This is a genomic window from Aequorivita aurantiaca, from assembly GCF_030410135.1.
GTDB lineage: Bacteria > Bacteroidota > Bacteroidia > Flavobacteriales > Flavobacteriaceae > Aequorivita > Aequorivita aurantiaca.
Map to the genome: position 1 here is coordinate 241,582 of NZ_JAUGQQ010000003.1, position 17,059 is coordinate 258,640.

Below are 17,059 nucleotides of genomic sequence, written 5' to 3' on the forward strand. Positions count from 1 at the left end.
ATTATGGAAGAAACACAGGAAAATCCGTTGGAATTCAATTCGCGAATTGATTTAAAAAATCTGCAGCAAGCGGTTGAAAGCATAAAAACTGAACTCGGAAAAGTGATCGTTGGCCAACACGATATGCTGGAAATGCTAATCGTTTCAATATTGACCGACGGCCATTCACTCATTGAGGGCGTTCCCGGTGTGGCGAAAACATTAACTGCAAAACTATTGGCAAAAACTTTGGCGGTCGATTTCAGCCGAATTCAATTTACTCCAGATTTGATGCCCAGCGACATTTTGGGTACATCAATTTTCAATGTGAAAACAAGCGAATTTGAATTTAAAAAAGGACCCGTTTTTTCAAACATTATTTTGATTGACGAAATAAACCGGGCGCCAGCAAAAACGCAAGCCGCCCTATTTGAAATTATGGAGGAACGCCAAGTGACCATGGATGGAACCGAGTACAGAATGCAGCCGCCTTTTTTGGTTTTTGCTACCCAAAACCCAGTGGAACAGGAAGGAACCTATGCCCTGCCGGAAGCGCAATTGGACCGTTTCCTTTTTAAAATAAATGTGCCATATCCAAGTTTGGAAGAGGAAATCCATATTTTGGAAAACGAGCACAACCGAAAGGATGCCTTCGTTTTGGACAATGTTTCACAAGTTTTAAATGCAGAACAAATTGCCGAATACCAACACACCATAAAACAAATTATCGTTGAAGGCAATCTTTTGAAATATATTGCAGCAATCGTGGACAATACGCGAACAAATGCGAACTTATTTTTGGGTGCCTCTCCGCGTGCCTCTCTGGCAATAATGAATGCATCCAAAGCGTTGGCTGCAATGAACGGTCGCGATTTTGTAACGCCGGACGATATTAAAAAAATTGTGCCATCGGTCTTAAGGCATCGAATTATCTTAACACCCGAACGGGAAATGGAAGGAATAACGGCTGATAAGGTTGTGCAGCAAATTCTGGAAACCATTGAAATTCCGCGTTAGGGTTTCAGGAATTGTTGATTCGGGATTACTTCAATCTTGAATTATAAACATTGAATATTGATCTATAAAAAGTGAAAAAATTCCTTAAAAGCTTATACCTTAAAAAACGATTTTTCAGCGTCCTGTTTTCGCTTGCGTTATTATTTGTGGTTTCATACTTCTTTCAGGAATTGTTTGGTGTGGTTCGGCTTTTGTTTTATTTGCTGTTGGCGCTTCTACTTTTTGACGTTTTGTTGTTATTTCGAAATAGAACAGGAATTAAGGCTGAACGAATTTTGCCCGAAAAATTATCCAATGGCGATGAGAATTACATCGAAATCAAGATTATAAATAGATTTCAATTCAAAGTTTTCTTAAAAATTATTGACGAATTGCCCTTGCAGTGGCAAATTAGGAATTTTAAGATTGAAGCCAATTTGAACGCTTCCGAAGAAAAGAAATTTACATATCAAGTGCGGCCAACGGAGCGCGGAGAATTCCATTTCGGAAATTTGAATGTTTTTTCTTCTTCCGTTTTAGGCCTCGTTGCTCGCAGACAACAGTTTTCCGCGGAAGCAATGGTGCCAAACTATCCTTCATTTCTTCAGCTTAAAAAATACGATTTTATTGCTTTTAGCAACCGATTGAAGCTTTTCGGAATGAAGAAAATCCGAAGGATCGGCCATACAATGGAATTCGAGCAAATTAAAAACTACACTACCGGCGACGATATCCGGAACATAAACTGGAAAGCCACGGCAAAGCAGAGTAACTTGATGGTGAACCAATTTCAGGATGAAAAATCACAACCGGTATATTCGGTAATTGACAAGGGCCGCGTGATGAAAATGCCGTTTAGCCGGCTGAGTTTATTGGATTATGCCATAAATGCTACACTTGTAATTTCAAATATTGTACTGAAAAAAAATGATAAAGCTGGAATGTTCACTTTTTCGCGTAAAATCAACGATCGCGTGATGGCACAACGGCGCAACGGACAAATGCATCTTATATTGGAAACGCTTTGCAATGTGGAAACAGATTTTTCGGAAAGCGATTATTCGCGTTTATACGTGGACATAAAAAGAAATATAAAGCAACGAAGCCTTTTACTTTTATACACCAATTTTGAAACATTGGACGCGCTGCACCGCCAATTGCCGTATTTACAGGCAATTAATAATACGCATCTTTTGGTAGTAATATTTTTTGAAAATACCGAACTGAAAATGTTCATGTCGCAAAAAGCTACCACTACCCATCAGATTTTTGAGAAAACGATTGCTGAAAAATTTATTTATGAGAAAAAACTGATTGTAGGCGAACTTCATAAATATGGCATTCAATCCATACTGACCGCACCGGAAAACCTCACGGTAAATACCATAAATAAATATCTGGAAATTAAGGCTCGCGGACTGCTTTAAGTATCTAAAGCGTCAATAAATGTTTTTCTGCAATCAGCGAATACCAATCAATTATTTCGATAGAAAGTATATATTTGAATAAAATATATTTACCATGACAATCACACAGTTAAAATATGTTTTGGCAGTTGCCGAACAACAGAATTTCACAAAAGCCGCTGAAAAAACATTTGTTACGCAACCCACACTTAGCATGCAAATTCAAAAACTGGAAGAAGAACTTGAAATCCAAATTTTTGACCGCACAAAAAAGCCAATAGAACTTACAAATGTTGGTAAAAAAATTGTGGAGCAAGCCCGAAATATAGTCAATGAATCCGAGCGAATGCAAGATGTTGTGGACCAAGAAAAAGGATTTATTGGCGGAAATTTCAAATTGGGAATTATCCCAACGGTCATGCCAACTTTACTGCCAATGTTCCTAAAAACCTTTTCAAACCGATACCCAAAGGTTCAATTGAAAATTGAAGAATTAAATACGGATGAAATCATAACAAAAATCCACGATGGCTATCTGGATGCTGCAATTGCCGCTACTCCCCTTGGGCAGGAAAAAATAAAGGAACGCCCTTTATATTACGAACCTTTTGTAGGTTATATTCCGGAAAACCACCGATTGGTTATAAAAGAAAAGTTGGAAACCAGTGATCTGGACATTGAGGATATATTATTGTTGGAAGACGGCCATTGCTTTCGCGACGGTATAATAAATCTTTGTAAAGCTTCTAAAAAAAACACTCAGGATAAGTTTCAATTGGAAAGTGGAAGCTTTGAAACCTTAATAAAACTATCGGACGAGGGAATGGGAATGACGCTTCTACCCTACTTGCACACATTGGACATATTGCCTAAACAATCCGTGAACTTAAAACACTTTAAAGATCCCGCCCCCGCTCGCGAAATTAGTTTGATTTACAGTAAATCTGAATTAAAGATGCAGATCATCAATGCTTTGTATGATGTTATAGCTGGTGTTATTCGCGGTGCCATTGCCTTTCATGACGTAAAGATTATCAGTCCTATTAAAAAATAATTATATATTCTTCGGTAAATTTTTACGGCTCGTGAACCGAAAACAAAAATCCCTCTAATTTCTCAGAGGGATTTTTTTATGGGTTTAAATAGATTAGACATTGATTTAATTGGGGGTTCTGCTTGATAAGCGAATCAATCCAGACTTTTAATTCTTCTACTTCATAGGGTAGCAATCTGGTTAATGCTTTTTTCAATTCCTTACAAAACAAATTGACGTCAAAACTTACTTTTGCAAGTACGGCTTTGGTGTAATCAAACATTGCTCTTGCCATAGCTAATTGAGATTTAGTTAAAAATTTAAGTAGGTAGATTTTTACAATAGGCGAAGAATTTTTCATATTTCGTTTTAAATATAACCATTAATTTTGAAATAAATTCTGTTTGAATTATAATTTCCGATGTTAAAAAAAGCTTCGATAACTTAATTTGCGCCTTCAGAGCCAAAATGGTTTATTCGAAGTTTGTTTTAACTTCAGAGTCCATTCAAATTCAAATATAGAAACCACATCACCCGCTGCATCTTTTCCTTCGGATTTTACCCAAATAGTTTGACCCTCATTGGTGGCGATCGATCTTTCAATTGCCTTTTTTATTGCATACCCGTCCTGGCAGGTGAATCGAATTTTTCCTTTGGCCTTTTTTGTAAAAGTAGCTTTGTTGCCTGCCACAAGCATGGAAATGTTTTTATTGCTTTCTCTTATCGCGACCATAACCAAAACTCCGGTACTTAATTCCGCAGCCATACCTTGTACTGCCCAAAACATGGAATTGAAAGGATTTTGATTGATCCAAGAGTGGCGAACGGTAGTTACACAAATATTTTCGGAAATAGTTTTAACCCGCACCCCCATCAAGGATGCTGAAGGCAATTTGAAAAATAAAAGAAAATTGATTTTGCGCGGGCTGGGCTTCATTTAAAAAGAAAATTTTCACGAAGGTATTCAATAATAAAGGGAATTCCAATTTGTTAAAAATTTGTTAATTATAGTACTATGCGTTACACACTACTGTTTTTTAAATATATATTTGCATAAGAAAATAACAAGCAATGGAAACTACAATGTCAGAAAACCAAAAAAATGTCAGTGCTTTTATACACTTGTCAACCTTCTTAAAATACTTTTTCCCGTTTGCGAATTTCATAGCTCCGCTTTTGATTTGGACATTTCACAAGAACAAACCCTTTGTGGACGACCATGGAAAACAGGCAATTAACTTTCAGCTAAGTGTTTTAATTTATACATTACTGATCGGACTCATCTGCTTGCCATTCTTAATTGTTTTCGCAACGGATTTTATCACATTGATTGAAACTATTGATCGAAACGCCGGCGAATTTTCTATCAATAATATTCAAAATCTATCGGGCTATATTCTTCTCTTCGGAATGGCTATAATACTATTACTCGGACTGTTCGTTTTTGAACTTTACGCGGTGATCAATGCCTCCATCCATGCTTCGCGCGGACAAGTTTATCAATATCCATTAAGCATTCCATTTATAAAAACTAATCTAAAATCCATAAAAAATGAGCACATTAGTTAGTTACTTACTTGCAGCAATTCTACAGTTCATTGGCGTAAGCATGCCGGCGGAATTGAAAACAGTTAGCGCAGTGACTCATCAACACTGTGAAGTATCTACCGGTGTGCTACCTTATACATTCATTATCAATAACGAACAGGAGTCACACAACATTAATTAAAAAAAAAATGAAAATCGAAAACACAAAAGCGCAAATGCGGAAAGGAGTTTTGGAGTTCTGCATTCTTTCGGTTCTAAAGGACGGCGAGGCATACACTTCAGACATTCTGGAAACTCTCAAAGAAGCGAAAATGCTTGTAGTGGAAGGCACCATTTACCCCCTACTCACAAGATTGAAAAATGCAGGATTGCTCTCTTACCGGTGGGAAGAATCTACAGGCGGTCCGCCACGGAAATATTATGAACTAACCCAAAAAGGGAAACTATTTTTAACCGAATTAAACGATACCTGGGCAGAACTGCAACAGGCCGTGAACAAAGTAACCAGCGAAAAAAACACAAGATGAACAAGACAGTAAATATTAATTTGGCAGGCACATCCTTTCATATAGACGAAGATGCTTTTGGGAAACTTTCGCGCTATTTGGATGCAATTCGCAAATCGTTAAAAAGTGCCGACGGTAGTGATGAAATAATGCAGGACATTGAAGCCCGGATCGGTGAACTTTTTGCCGAAAAAATTGAAGTCCCATCACAGGTAGTCACCCTGAAAATGTTGGATGAAGTTATTGCCGTAATGGGGCAGCCCGAAGATTATGAAGTGGACGATGAAATTTTTGAGGATGTTCCGCCTTCATACAAATCCCAGTCAAAATCGCGTACATCCGGCACCCACAAACAACTTTTTAGAGATATTGACGACAAGTATATTTCTGGAGTGTCATCCGGAATTGGCCATTACCTTGGTATTGACGCAATATGGATAAGACTTCTGTGGATACTTTTGGTTGTGGCCGGAATGGGCTCCCCAATTGTGGTTTACATCCTGCTTTGGATCTTAGTACCGCCCGCAATAACTACATCTGAAAAGTTGAAAATGACGGGCGAGCCCGTCAACATTTCCAATATTGAACGAAAATTCAAAGAAGGATTTGACAACGTTGCCGACCGCGTAAAAAACGTTGATTATGACAAATACGGTAACCGCGTAAAAAGCAGTGCTACCACTTTTTTCGATAGTCTGGGAAACGTCATTATGGCCCTTTTTAAAATATTCGTAAAATTTATTGGAGTGCTGATTATCATAGTAGCTCTTTCAACTATAATAGGGCTAGTCATTGGTTTTTTCACTTTCGGATCCCTGGACTTTTGGGGAAATTCTGAAATGACGGAATATATTGCACTGGTAGACACTACTAATGTACCCTTATGGCTAATTGCTCTATTAATGCTTTTCGCAATTGGAATTCCATTTTTTGTATTGTTCATTTTAGGTTTGAAACTCTTAATAAGCAATTTGAAATCGATGGGTTCCACCGTTAAAATTTTGCTGATTGTGGTCTGGGCGCTTTCAATAATCGGTTTGGCAGTTCTGGGAATAAAACAAGCTACAGAGCAAGCCTATGACGGTAATTTTATTGAAGAACGTGCGCTTGCTATCAATACTGGTGATACTTTGCGAATTGCGATGCGTGCCGACAAACAATTCAGTTATGAAGTGAACCGCGAAAGTGGGCTGGAAATAAAATACACCGAAGATGATAAAAGAGTTATCTATTCCAATGATATTTTGGTAACAGTCAAACCTTCCAAAGATTCTGTGGGCAAAGTAATAATTGAAAAATCGGCGGAAGGCAACAACCATCTTGATGCAAAAAAACGAGCCGAGGCAATTGAGTACACATTTTCCCACGAAAATAACACCCTACTATTGGACGGATTTTTTATAACCGATACAAAAAATAAATACCGCGATCAACAAGTTGAGATCACAGTTTTGCTCCCGGTCGGAACAGTGGTATATTCTGAGGAAAATACGGCGTCATTCTATAGTTTCAATTCAGATTTTGCCGAGTTGAGCAACTGGGACTATCGGGAGCATTATTTCAGAATTTTAAAGAATGGAGCGGAATGTTTGGATTGTTATGAAAAGGAACAGCAAATTAGAGAGAACGATTCCATCCAAATTATTTCCGAGGAACCCCGTGACACGTTGAATCGCACCAAAAATTCCAACTGGGAAAATGATGTAAAAAATGGTTTCCGAAGAAATAACGACGCTACCAACAATAGCAGTGAAACCATAACGATAACAATTGATTAATCACCATAAAACCAACAGTATGAAAACAAAAATCTATTTATTGGCAGCAAGCGCCGCAATTGTTTTGAGTGCTTGCCATTTAAACATTAAGACAGGAGAAAAAGGCAACGGAAAAGTTGTTACCCAAGAGCGTGAAGTAACCGCAGATTTTAATGAAGTGCGTGGCAGTGCGGGCTTAGACGTTTATCTCACCCAAGGAAATGAAAATAAAATTGTTGTAGAAGCCGATGAAAACCTACTACAATTTATTGAAACCGATATCGAAAACGGAAAACTTCATGTTACCACATCAGAAAACATTGGCAAATCCAAGTCGAAAAAAGTATATGTAACTTTTAAGGAATTGGAAGCCGTGGAGGCCAGCAGCGGTGCAGATGTAACCGGCAATTCAGTTATAAAAAGTCAAAAACTAATGCTAAAGAGTAGCAGTGGTGGAGAACTGGAAGTTGAAATTTTTGCTCAGGAAGTTAGTGCCAGAACCAGTAGCGGCGCCGAACTACAGGTTTCTGGTAAGGCAACCTCCTTACACGCTGATGCCTCCAGCGGCAGCGAACTTGATGCAAAGGAACTTTTGGTATTAAACTGCAACGCCGAAGCGTCCAGCGGGGCCCAAGTTACCGTAAATGTGCAGGAAAAACTTGAAACCAACGCAAGCAGCGGTGGCGAAATAAACTATTATGGAAATCCAATTTCCGTAAATTCCAACAAAAGTCATTCGGGAAGCGTCAAGAAAATGTAGAGCTATCGACGCAAATTTTATGAATTAATAAACCAAATTGCCAAAAAAGGCTTAACAGTACGCTAAAACTCTGTTAGGCCTTTTAGGATTTATAATATTTTTAAGAGGATTTTCTTTCAAAAATTACAATTTTGAAGAAAACAAAAAATTATGAAAAAGATATTAATTTTACTAGCAATCGTTACGTTTGTTTCATGCAGTTCTGATGATGACTCTGGCAATGTAAACACAAACGAATTTGAACAAATTAAAACAACCCTGCCGCAAGGTGAGTGGAAAGTGAGCAAATTAATTGACGGAAATTCAGATCATACTGTCGATTTTGAAAGTTTTGTTTTCACATTTAATGAAGATGGAACCGTTCGCGCCCAAAATGATTTATTTACGGAAAATGGAATTTGGGCCTATGATAATTCATCGAGCAACAGAGAAGAATTGGTATTGCAATTCAGTGAACAAACACCCTTCGATGAAATAAATGACGATTATGATATTGTGTCCGTAAGCAATTCAACAATAGAACTTTCCGATGAAAGTGGAGATAACGGTGAAATTGAACTATTAACCTTCACCAAACTCTAAATATCAATTTATAAAAAAAGCCGCTTCACAGCGGCTTTTTCTTTTGTAAAAATTATTTCGATTAAGCAGTTACTTCTGTTTCAATTGTAGCCAAGTATCGCTCGGCGTCCAGTGCCGCCATACATCCAGTCCCTGCGGCGGTAACAGCTTGACGGTATTCCTTGTCCTGCACGTCTCCACTGGCAAAAACTCCAGGTTTGTTTGTTTTCGTGCTTTTACTGTGGGTAATTAAATAACCCGTATCGTCCATTTCCAGCTGACCTTTAAAAATTTCAGTATTCGGTTTATGGCCAATGGCTATAAAAAGTCCAGTAATAGGAATTTCCTTTTTTTCACCAGTAAGATTGTTTACCATTCTAAGACCCTCTACTACTTGTTCGCCCAAAACCTCATCAACCTCTGTGTTATACAGCACTTCTAAATTTTTTGTGTTGTTCACCCGGTGTTGCATGGCTTTTGAAGCGCGCATATAATCCTTCCGCACCAGCATGGTCACTTTTTTGCAAATGTTCGCCAAATAAGTTGCTTCTTCGGCTGCGGTGTCGCCCGCGCCCACAATGGCAACATCTTGTCCTTTATAAAAAAAGCCGTCGCAAACTGCACAGGCCGAAACGCCGCCTCCGCGCAATTTTTGTTCGCTGGGAATACCTAAATATTTTGCCGTTGCTCCGGTTGAGATTATAACGGTTTCTGCTTCCAGTTTTGTTGTATTGTCCACTGTAATTTTATGAATTCCGCCCACTTGGTCGCTGAACTCCACCTCGGTCACCATTCCTATTCTCACCTCCGTGCCAAATCTTTCCGCCTGCTGCTGTAATTGCACCATCATTGTTGGGCCGTCAATTCCATCGGGATAACCGGGAAAATTATCCACTTCAGTAGTTGTGGTCAATTGGCCGCCTGGTTCCATTCCTGTGTACATAACGGGTTTTAAATCGGCCCGCGCCGCATAAATAGCAGCCGTATATCCGGCTGGCCCGGAACCAATTATAAGGCATTTTACTCTTTCAATAGATTCATTCATAATTTATTGCTTCAATATTTTTTTACGATGGTAAAAATAACAACTTTAGAAGGAAAGTGGGACTAAAAGTTATGAAGAATTGTTATTGCCGCATTGTTAGTTTTAATGAACGTTGTCTCACCCCGTTTGTTTAAAATACTTTGTTGGAGATTTTTGGTAAAAAAATATATTTCAATAACTATTTAAGGCCTTTCAAAAATTGAAATCTTCCTTAAAAACTATTTATTAGAAAAGCTGTTTGCCAAAGTCTTTAATTTGATTATTTTTGCCATTCAAAATTAAATTCGGGATGTAGCGCAGCCTGGTAGCGTACACGTCTGGGGGGCGTGGGGTCGCAAGTTCAAATCTTGTCATCCCGACAAAATTTAAAATTTTGACTTCTAACCCTGTAAATCGATCGATTTGCAGGGTTTTTTATTTTCTGAACCACATAAACGGCTACTATAAAAAATTTAATCTAAAGAATTGTGTGATTACACGACGCTGAAATCCTGCAGAATCCGGACTCAAAAATATCTACCGTTGAAGCTAGTCAATTCGACACTTATAAAGAGCAACGGTTTTCACTGTCACCGTTAGATTATTGAACTAATTATATTCTTCCCTTGTTATCAGAATTCCGTAAACAGCTTGTGATATGACCTCGGTCATTTCACACCTAATTTAAAATACAAAAATTTAGGTTTTTAATATCCATGGGTGGTATTACCAAAATAGAATTTAGCAATTCTCATTTTCCATAAAATCAAACCCTTAAGACTTTAAATTTTCGTAAATTCATTTTTTTAAAACAACCAAAATAACTCAAAATCCGAACGGCATGGAAGAAAATAAATCAAATCTTACAAGACAAACTGGGGCACCAGTTGGAGACAATCAAAATGTCCAAACCGCAGGACCACGTGGTCCGATGTTAATGCAGGATGCCTGGTTTCTTGAAAAAATGGCAAATTTCGATAGGGAGGTCATTCCTGAAAGAAGAATGCACGCCAAAGGATCGGGCGCTTTTGGCACCTTCACGGTAACCCACGATATAACCCAATACACTAAAGCCAAAATTTTCAGCGAAGTTAGCAAAAAAACAGAAATGTTCAGCCGATTTTCCACCGTTGCCGGAGAGCGTGGCGCTGCCGATGCCGAAAGGGATATCCGAGGTTTTGCATTAAAATTTTATACCGAGGAAGGAATCTGGGACATGGTAGGCAATAATACACCTGTATTTTTCTTCCGCGACCCTATGAAATTTCCCGACTTGAACCACGCCGTGAAGCGCGATCCAAAAACAAATCTTCGGAACGCCAATAATAATTGGGACTTTTGGACCCTACTCCCCGAAGCCCTGCACCAGGTTACCATTGTTATGAGCGACCGTGGTATTCCTAAAGGGTATAGACATATGCACGGTTTCGGTAGTCATACCTATAGTTTTATTAATAGTGAAAATAAAAGACATTGGGTAAAGTTCCATTTCGTTACTCAGCAAGGCATAGAAAATTTTACCGACAGGGAAGCCGTAGAATTGGTAGGCATAGATCGGGAATCCTCCCAAAGAGATCTCTTTGAAGCCATTGAAAAAAAGGATTTTCCAAAATGGAAGATGTTCATTCAGGTGATGACCGAGGAAGAAGCAAAAACATACCGTTTCCATCCTTTCGATTTAACCAAGGTATGGTCAAAAAAGGATTTCCCTTTAATACCCGTGGGTGAATTTGAATTAAACAGAAATCCCGAAAATTATTTTCAGGATGTAGAACAGGCCGCATTTAACCCCACCAATATTGTTCCCGGAATTGGGTTCTCTCCAGACAAAATGCTTCAGGGAAGGTTATTTTCCTATGGAGATGCGCAACGGTATAGACTTGGGGTAAACCATTATCAAATTCCCGTAAATAAACCAACCTGTCCCTATCACGCCTTTCATCGCGATGGAGCCATGCGTGTAGACGGGAATTATGGCGGCACCAAACATTATGAGCCAAACAGTTTCGGTGAATGGCAGGAACAACCAAATGCCAAGGAACCCCCTTTAGAGCTTAGTGGCGATGCATATGCCCATAATTTTAGGGATGACGATGAGGATTATTTCACCCAGCCGGGCAATCTGTTCCGCATAATCAAAGCAGATGGTAAGGAGCAGCTATTGTTTGAAAATACTGCAGCCCAAATAGGCGGAGCAGAAAAATTTATTCAAGTGCGCCATATCCGAAACTGTTATAAGGCCGACCCTGAATATGGTGAAGGTGTAGCAAAAGCACTGAGTTTATCGATGGATGAGGTGAACAGCTTTGATATGGCTCCTTATGATAGATATGCCCCGAGACCCAGCCATCGTTGATTTTTATAAAATAATAAACCAAACAAAAATCGAATGAATGAAAAAATATAATATCGCAGTTGTTGTAGGAAGCCTTCGTAAAGAATCTTTTAATCTTAAAACAGCCAAAGTGATGATGGCAATGGCTCCAGATTGATTATCCATGGAATTGTTGGACATATCGGAACTCCCAATGTTCAATGAGGATCTAGAAGCAAATCCTCCCGAAGAATGGGTTGCGCTTCGCAAAAAAATTAGAGCTGTAGATGGTCTTCTCTTCTTTACTCCGGAATATAATCGCTCAGTGCCTGGAGTTTTAAAAAATGCAATTGACGTCGGTTCTCGCCCATATGGAGAAAATTCGTGGAATGGAAAGCCTGGTGGCATTGTGAGTGTTTCTACAGGCGCCATAAGCGGCTTTGGAGCGAACCATCATTTAAGGCAATCTTTAACTTTCGTAAATGTTCATGCAATGGCACAACCTGAAGCGTATCTTGGAGGCGCTGCAGAACTTTTTGACGATAACGGAAAACTGACCAACAGCGCTACCGAAAAATTCTTAAAGAGCTTTTTGCAAGCCTTTGAAATTTGGGTGCATACAAATGCAAAAAAACCTCAGTAATCGAAAGTAGTATTAACTTTTAAAAAGTAAATTCCATGAAAAATATAATAATATTAGTTGTAGCGATATTCCTGTCTCTCGGGTCATTTGCACAGGCACAATGGACGGTAGACCCTTACCACTCCTCATTAAATTTCAATATCTCCCATTCCGGAATTAGTATCGTAAACGGAAAATTCCTGGACTACTCCGGCACGTTGACCACAAAGGGAGAAGCATTAACCGATGCCAATTTCAATTTTATCGTACAGGTGCAAAGTATAAACACAAATGTGAATGACAGGGACAACCACCTGAGAAGCTCAGACTTTTTTGACGCGGAAAAATATCCAAATATGACCTTTAAGAGTACTAAAATCTTGGCTACAGGAAAACCGAACGAATATCTACTTTACGGAAAGCTCACAATTAAGGATGTGACTAAAGATGTAATTTTTGATGTGCATTATGGAGGAATCGCCAAGAGCGATCAGGGTGAGAAATTGGGAATGAAAGCTACCACCACCATCAATAGGTTTGATTATAACATCAATTTCGATCCCACCGGCAGCGCTGTTGGCAAAGATGTAAACATTGTGGCTCATTTACAATTCGCAAAACAAAAACCTTAAAAAAAGCATTATGGAAAATCCAGCCAAAACAGTAGTTAATAAAATGTTCGAAGCCTTTAGCGCGGGAGATGTTGACAAATTTGTGGCAACAGTTTCAGATGATACACTTTGGATTTATCATGGTACCCAAATTATTCCCGCCGGCACTTTTGGAAAAAAGGAAGGAGTACGTACATTTTTTACCAATATTATGGAACGTACTGAAATCATCAATTTTGAACCCACACAATATATTGTGGAAGGTAATATGGTGGTAGTACTCGGCCAGGAACACCAAAGGGTAAAACGGTCCGGGCGCGAACTAAAACAAAAATGGGTCCAGATATATACAGTAGAAAATGGTTTGATTACCAGAATGGAAGAATTTGCGACTTCGGAAGAAGTAAATTAGTGGATTGACATAAAACTATAGGACTTAAAACGAAAACATTAGTCTAAACATAATTAAAATGAAAGAATATGAAGAACGAGACTTTAAAAAACAATCCGCTTTTGTGCGATATAGAAACCGGGATGTGTGAAACAACAGACGGAAATACTGCAACTTCCTCTAACAGTGTGCAATCTGGAAAAAAATCCATCAAGCTAATCTATTATACAGACCCCATTTGTTCCTCCTGCTGGGGAATAGAGCCACAATTGCGCAAACTAAAATTGGAATATGGCAATACTATTGAAATAGATTACAGAATGGGCGGGCTTTTGCCAGATTGGAGTTATAACAGCGGAGGTATTGGCGAACCTTCGGATGTAGCCTCACATTGGGACGAGGTGAGCGCCCATTACGATATGCCCATTGACGGAGATGTTTGGCTGGAAGATCCGTTGGATTCGTCCTATCCGCCATCCATTGCCTTTAAGGCTGCCCAAATACAGGGCCAGGATAAAGCGATTTTGTTTCTTAGGAAAATCCGGGAAATGGTTTTTCTGCAAAAGAAAAATATTGCCAAATGGGAACATTTAGCAGCGGCGGCCAAAACTGTTGGACTCGATGTGGAGCAATTGAAAAGTGATTTTGATGGGAAGGCAAAAACAATGTTTGAGGAAGATTTGAAGTTGGGGAAAGAACTCGGCGTAAGAGGATTTCCTACCATATTTTTTGTTGATAATTCTGGCAAACAGGAAATCGTTTACGGCTCACGGCCCTACCCTTTTTACGAAATGGCCATTCTGAAATTGAATCCCAATGCCACAAAAAGTGAATACCGCAAAGATTGGGAAACCCTTTTCTCTAAATATCATTCGCTTACGGCAAAAGAGTATTCCGAACTTTCTGGAACACCACGATCCGAAAGTGAGGCGGTCTTAAACGAACTTTCTAATACAGGTCATCTGAAGAAATTTTCAACTAAAAATGGCTCCATTTGGAACCTTCTTTAATAAAATGAAAATTAGTAAATTATGACATCAAACGAATTTTCAAACGGAGAGATAACCATTTTATGGAAAATTGAAAGATGTATACCTGCGGGTATATGTGTAAAAACATTGCCACAAGTTTACAATTCTAAAAAAAACCTTGGATAAAACCCAACAATGCAACTTATGATGCACTTTAAACTTATCGCATTAATTAATGGTATAAGACTAAAATATTAATATTAAAAGCCATGAGTAATCAAACTATATTTCCAGCATTTCCATTATCTGAATGGTTGGACACCAAGGAAACATTACATCGTTATTTTCAAATTGTCGGTAAATTGCGACTCTCATTGAATCCGAAAAAGAACCATTGGTGGCATATAACATTTTACGCAACAACACGAGGTGTTACCACGCGCGGCATTCCTTTTAATGATATTTCATTTGAAATCTACTTTGATTTTATCAGCCATACTTTGAATGTTTGGACAAGCAATGGAGAGCAACGTTTCTTTGAATTGATGGATGGACTTTCAGTAGCTGAATTTTATAAAAAATTGGAAGCTATCCTGAAGGAACTCAATATCACATTTGATATATTGGAAATACCATTTGACCTCTCCGATAAAATCCCTTTTAATAAATGCATAGAGCATCATAGCTATGATAAAGAGGCAGTGCATAAAGCTTGGAAAATTTTACTACGAATTGATATGATTTTTCAGGAATTTAGCGGAAGATCTTACAGCAAAACCTGTCCAGTTCATATTTATTGGCATCACTTTGATTTGGTAGTTACACGATTTTCAGGCAAAAAAGGTCCAAAGATGAACACTAATTCTCAAGTGGAATTAGAGGCTTATTCTCATGAAATGATAAGTTTTGGATTCTGGTTTGGAGATGACAACATTAAAGAACCTGCATTTTATTCTTATACATATCCGTCCCCGAAAGGAATAGATAAAGAACCGTTGAAACCTAATACTGCTAAATGGCAAGACTCCAATGGCAGTCCTCTGGCTTTATTACTTTACAGCGACTTAATAAAAAGTGATAATCCTGAAGAGCAAATTTTAGACTTCTTACAAAGTAGTTATCAAGCTGGGGCAAAATTGGCTGGTTGGAACATTGAAGAATTGAAAGTTCCGAGCTAAGGTGCGCTATTTGTCAATAATTCAAAATATAATTTTGTGGAATTTTCGGAATATATTTAGAACGCTAAATGTTTCAATTGATTGAAAATAAGAATTATGAAGATAATGAAAGCAACTCGCGGGCATGCAGCGAAAGACATTAGAGTGGAAGAAACGTCAATTGCAACCTCAAAAGATAGTTAAGTAAATTTCGCAGTGAAATTCATAAGAATCTGTAGATTGGTTTTGCAAGAATATTTAAATGACCTACAGATAATTCCTCTAGATGAACCCTATGCATTTAACGGTCATCAAGGAACTACAATTGGCAGCCATAAAGCGGATTTTTCTATAGTAGGAAAAATAAATTGGAAAGAATTTGGCCTCCCTTGGAATGCTGCATTGAAAGCCGGCAGAGTAGTAATGGCCAATGAAGTTAGCATCAATGCAGAAGTTTAATTTAAAAAGGAAAATCGATTAGAATATGAAAAAGATAAAAGGCATACATCACATTACTGCTATTGCAGGCGATGCACAGCGCAATTATGATTTTTATACCAAAACACTCGGACTGCGTCTTGTGAAAAGGACTGTAAACTTTGACGACCCTCAGACCTATCACTTCTACTTTGGGGATGAAGTTGGCAACCCTGGAACCATTCTTACCTTCTTTCCTTGGAAGAATGTAAGGCAGGGAAAAAACGGGGCTGGAATGGCCACAGATATTGGTTATTCGGTACCTATAGGAAGTTTGAATTTTTGGAGATCGCATTTTGATAAACTTCGTATTTCCTACGATCTGGGGGAGCGATTTGAGGAAAAATCACTAAGCTTTCAGGATCCAGATGGCTTACATCTCACTTTAATTGAGTCCAGGGAAAACGATAGCCGCGAAGGTCATAAAACCGATGAAATAAACCTGGATGTTGCCCTGAAAGGTTTTCATTCGGTTACGTTAACCTTAAATGATATAAAACCTACAGCGGCAATCCTCACCGAAATATTCGGTTATAAACAGATCGCCCAGAAAGAAAACTTATATCGATATAAAACCGACGCTGTCGAAAATGCTGCTATTGTAGATCTATTGGAAATGCCCAAAGAACAAAGAGGCTTAAATGCAGGAGGCACAAATCACCACGTCGCATTTCGCGTAAAAGATGAAGAGGACTTGATGGCAATGAGAGAAAAAATTGTAGCCAGGGGTCTTCACATCACTGAGAAAATAAACCGTGACTATTTTTTTTCACTTTACTTCCGTGAGCCTGGAGGCGTTCTTTTTGAAATTGCCACCGACAATCCGGGATTTGCTACGGATGAAACCGTAGAAAACCTAGGAAGTTCGTTGCAATTACCCGATCGATATAAAGCGATGCGAAACCAGATTGAAAAAGCACTCCCGGATCTTCAAACCAATTGATAA

20 protein-coding genes and 1 tRNA gene are annotated in these 17,059 nt (G+C 38.6%); 18 read left to right on the plus strand and 3 right to left on the minus strand.

Annotated features, from left to right (window positions below; genetic code table 11):
• The first annotated feature begins 3 nt into the window (after positions 1-3).
• The 3 genes from QRD02_RS06865 (at position 4) to QRD02_RS06875 (ending at position 3,435) form a co-directional block, all read left to right on the plus strand.
• A complete protein-coding gene (locus tag QRD02_RS06865; protein WP_290254193.1) occupies positions 4-996 on the plus strand; it encodes an AAA family ATPase in 993 nt (330 codons plus the stop codon).
• Between the two features lie 71 nt (positions 997-1,067).
• Positions 1,068-2,402 carry a DUF58 domain-containing protein gene (locus tag QRD02_RS06870; RefSeq protein ID WP_290254194.1) on the plus strand — a complete coding sequence of 445 codons (1,335 nt, stop codon included), beginning with the start codon at positions 1,068-1,070 and terminating at the stop codon, positions 2,400-2,402.
• A 94-nt stretch (positions 2,403-2,496) separates the two neighbouring features.
• On the plus strand, positions 2,497-3,435 hold the full coding sequence (locus QRD02_RS06875) for a hydrogen peroxide-inducible genes activator (protein ID WP_290254195.1): 939 nt from the start codon (positions 2,497-2,499) through the stop codon (positions 3,433-3,435).
• 76 nt (positions 3,436-3,511) lie between these two features.
• Here QRD02_RS06875 and QRD02_RS06880 read toward each other — a convergent pair whose 3' ends face one another.
• Both QRD02_RS06880 and QRD02_RS06885 read right to left on the minus strand, forming a co-directional pair.
• On the minus strand, positions 3,512-3,709 hold the full coding sequence (locus tag QRD02_RS06880; protein ID WP_290254335.1) for a hypothetical protein: 198 nt from the start codon (positions 3,707-3,709) through the stop codon (positions 3,512-3,514).
• Positions 3,710-3,871: 162 nt separating this feature from the next.
• On the minus strand, positions 3,872-4,351 hold the full coding sequence (locus QRD02_RS06885) for a DUF4442 domain-containing protein (RefSeq protein ID WP_290254196.1): 480 nt from the start codon (positions 4,349-4,351) through the stop codon (positions 3,872-3,874).
• Positions 4,352-4,485: 134 nt separating this feature from the next.
• Here QRD02_RS06885 and QRD02_RS06890 point away from each other — a divergent pair, with 134 nt between their 5' ends.
• The 5 genes from QRD02_RS06890 (at position 4,486) to QRD02_RS06910 (ending at position 8,567) form a co-directional block, all read left to right on the plus strand.
• Complete coding sequence (locus QRD02_RS06890; RefSeq protein ID WP_290254197.1) at positions 4,486-4,983, plus strand: DUF4870 domain-containing protein; 498 nt, start codon at positions 4,486-4,488, stop codon at positions 4,981-4,983.
• Positions 4,984-5,150: 167 nt separating this feature from the next.
• On the plus strand, positions 5,151-5,489 hold the full coding sequence (locus tag QRD02_RS06895) for a PadR family transcriptional regulator (RefSeq protein ID WP_290254198.1): 339 nt from the start codon (positions 5,151-5,153) through the stop codon (positions 5,487-5,489).
• Positions 5,486-7,246 carry a PspC domain-containing protein gene (locus QRD02_RS06900; RefSeq protein ID WP_290254199.1) on the plus strand — a complete coding sequence of 587 codons (1,761 nt, stop codon included), beginning with the start codon at positions 5,486-5,488 and terminating at the stop codon, positions 7,244-7,246. Before QRD02_RS06895 ends, QRD02_RS06900 begins: the two co-directional genes overlap by 4 nt.
• A 19-nt stretch (positions 7,247-7,265) precedes the next feature.
• Positions 7,266-7,985, plus strand: coding sequence for a head GIN domain-containing protein (locus QRD02_RS06905; protein WP_290254200.1), 720 nt, complete (start codon positions 7,266-7,268; stop codon positions 7,983-7,985).
• A 150-nt stretch (positions 7,986-8,135) separates the two neighbouring features.
• A complete protein-coding gene (locus QRD02_RS06910; RefSeq protein ID WP_290254201.1) occupies positions 8,136-8,567 on the plus strand; it encodes a hypothetical protein in 432 nt (143 codons plus the stop codon).
• 61 nt (positions 8,568-8,628) lie between these two features.
• On the opposite strand, the gene trxB is transcribed toward QRD02_RS06910, so the two are convergent.
• The gene (gene trxB / locus QRD02_RS06915) at positions 8,629-9,591 is read right to left on the minus strand and encodes a thioredoxin-disulfide reductase (protein WP_290254202.1); all 963 of its coding nucleotides are present in this window, start codon (positions 9,589-9,591) and stop codon (positions 8,629-8,631) included.
• A 285-nt stretch (positions 9,592-9,876) separates the two neighbouring features.
• On the opposite strand from trxB, the gene QRD02_RS06920 reads away from it, so the two are divergent.
• The 10 genes from QRD02_RS06920 to QRD02_RS06965 all read left to right on the plus strand — a co-directional run bounded on the left by QRD02_RS06920 (position 9,877) and on the right by QRD02_RS06965 (position 17,056).
• Positions 9,877-9,950 (plus strand) — tRNA-Pro (locus QRD02_RS06920).
• Between the two features lie 461 nt (positions 9,951-10,411).
• Positions 10,412-11,926, plus strand: coding sequence for a catalase (locus tag QRD02_RS06925; RefSeq protein ID WP_290254203.1), 1,515 nt, complete (start codon positions 10,412-10,414; stop codon positions 11,924-11,926).
• A 142-nt stretch (positions 11,927-12,068) separates the two neighbouring features.
• The gene (locus QRD02_RS06930; protein WP_290254204.1) at positions 12,069-12,527 is read left to right on the plus strand and encodes an NADPH-dependent FMN reductase; all 459 of its coding nucleotides are present in this window, start codon (positions 12,069-12,071) and stop codon (positions 12,525-12,527) included.
• A gap of 35 nt (positions 12,528-12,562) precedes the next feature.
• On the plus strand, positions 12,563-13,138 hold the full coding sequence (locus tag QRD02_RS06935) for a YceI family protein (RefSeq protein ID WP_290254205.1): 576 nt from the start codon (positions 12,563-12,565) through the stop codon (positions 13,136-13,138).
• Positions 13,139-13,148: 10 nt separating this feature from the next.
• On the plus strand, positions 13,149-13,529 hold the full coding sequence (locus QRD02_RS06940; RefSeq protein WP_290254206.1) for a nuclear transport factor 2 family protein: 381 nt from the start codon (positions 13,149-13,151) through the stop codon (positions 13,527-13,529).
• 68 nt (positions 13,530-13,597) lie between these two features.
• The gene (locus QRD02_RS06945) at positions 13,598-14,518 is read left to right on the plus strand and encodes a ClpXP adapter SpxH family protein (RefSeq protein WP_290254207.1); all 921 of its coding nucleotides are present in this window, start codon (positions 13,598-13,600) and stop codon (positions 14,516-14,518) included.
• 21 nt (positions 14,519-14,539) lie between these two features.
• Positions 14,540-14,665, plus strand: coding sequence for a (4Fe-4S)-binding protein (locus QRD02_RS06950; protein ID WP_353959569.1), 126 nt, complete (start codon positions 14,540-14,542; stop codon positions 14,663-14,665).
• Positions 14,666-14,748: 83 nt separating this feature from the next.
• The gene (locus QRD02_RS06955) at positions 14,749-15,657 is read left to right on the plus strand and encodes a DUF5996 family protein (protein ID WP_290254208.1); all 909 of its coding nucleotides are present in this window, start codon (positions 14,749-14,751) and stop codon (positions 15,655-15,657) included.
• Between the two features lie 195 nt (positions 15,658-15,852).
• Positions 15,853-16,095 carry a hypothetical protein gene (locus tag QRD02_RS06960; protein WP_290254209.1) on the plus strand — a complete coding sequence of 81 codons (243 nt, stop codon included), beginning with the start codon at positions 15,853-15,855 and terminating at the stop codon, positions 16,093-16,095.
• A 25-nt stretch (positions 16,096-16,120) separates the two neighbouring features.
• On the plus strand, positions 16,121-17,056 hold the full coding sequence (locus QRD02_RS06965; RefSeq protein WP_290254210.1) for a ring-cleaving dioxygenase: 936 nt from the start codon (positions 16,121-16,123) through the stop codon (positions 17,054-17,056).
• Positions 17,057-17,059 lie beyond the last annotated feature (3 nt).

Excerpts from the sequence above, each read along its gene's own strand:
- QRD02_RS06875 (WP_290254195.1), top strand. The coding sequence starts at position 2,497 with ATGACAATCACACAGTTAAAATATGTTTTGGCAGTTGCCGAACAACAG.
- QRD02_RS06890 (WP_290254197.1), top strand. The coding sequence starts at position 4,486 with ATGGAAACTACAATGTCAGAAAACCAAAAAAATGTCAGTGCTTTTATA.
- QRD02_RS06895 (WP_290254198.1), top strand. The coding sequence starts at position 5,151 with ATGAAAATCGAAAACACAAAAGCGCAAATGCGGAAAGGAGTTTTGGAG.
- QRD02_RS06930 (WP_290254204.1), top strand. The coding sequence starts at position 12,069 with ATGGAATTGTTGGACATATCGGAACTCCCAATGTTCAATGAGGATCTA.
- trxB (WP_290254202.1), bottom strand. The coding sequence starts at position 9,591 with ATGAATGAATCTATTGAAAGAGTAAAATGCCTTATAATTGGTTCCGGG.
- QRD02_RS06880 (WP_290254335.1), bottom strand. The coding sequence starts at position 3,709 with ATGGCAAGAGCAATGTTTGATTACACCAAAGCCGTACTTGCAAAAGTA.
- QRD02_RS06935 (WP_290254205.1), top strand. The coding sequence starts at position 12,563 with ATGAAAAATATAATAATATTAGTTGTAGCGATATTCCTGTCTCTCGGG.
- QRD02_RS06900 (WP_290254199.1), top strand. The coding sequence starts at position 5,486 with ATGAACAAGACAGTAAATATTAATTTGGCAGGCACATCCTTTCATATA.
- QRD02_RS06865 (WP_290254193.1), top strand. The coding sequence starts at position 4 with ATGGAAGAAACACAGGAAAATCCGTTGGAATTCAATTCGCGAATTGAT.
- QRD02_RS06925 (WP_290254203.1), top strand. The coding sequence starts at position 10,412 with ATGGAAGAAAATAAATCAAATCTTACAAGACAAACTGGGGCACCAGTT.
- QRD02_RS06965 (WP_290254210.1), top strand. The coding sequence starts at position 16,121 with ATGAAAAAGATAAAAGGCATACATCACATTACTGCTATTGCAGGCGAT.
- QRD02_RS06885 (WP_290254196.1), bottom strand. The coding sequence starts at position 4,351 with ATGAAGCCCAGCCCGCGCAAAATCAATTTTCTTTTATTTTTCAAATTG.
- QRD02_RS06945 (WP_290254207.1), top strand. The coding sequence starts at position 13,598 with ATGAAGAACGAGACTTTAAAAAACAATCCGCTTTTGTGCGATATAGAA.
- QRD02_RS06940 (WP_290254206.1), top strand. The coding sequence starts at position 13,149 with ATGGAAAATCCAGCCAAAACAGTAGTTAATAAAATGTTCGAAGCCTTT.
- QRD02_RS06950 (WP_353959569.1), top strand. The coding sequence starts at position 14,540 with ATGACATCAAACGAATTTTCAAACGGAGAGATAACCATTTTATGGAAA.
- QRD02_RS06955 (WP_290254208.1), top strand. The coding sequence starts at position 14,749 with ATGAGTAATCAAACTATATTTCCAGCATTTCCATTATCTGAATGGTTG.
- QRD02_RS06905 (WP_290254200.1), top strand. The coding sequence starts at position 7,266 with ATGAAAACAAAAATCTATTTATTGGCAGCAAGCGCCGCAATTGTTTTG.
- QRD02_RS06910 (WP_290254201.1), top strand. The coding sequence starts at position 8,136 with ATGAAAAAGATATTAATTTTACTAGCAATCGTTACGTTTGTTTCATGC.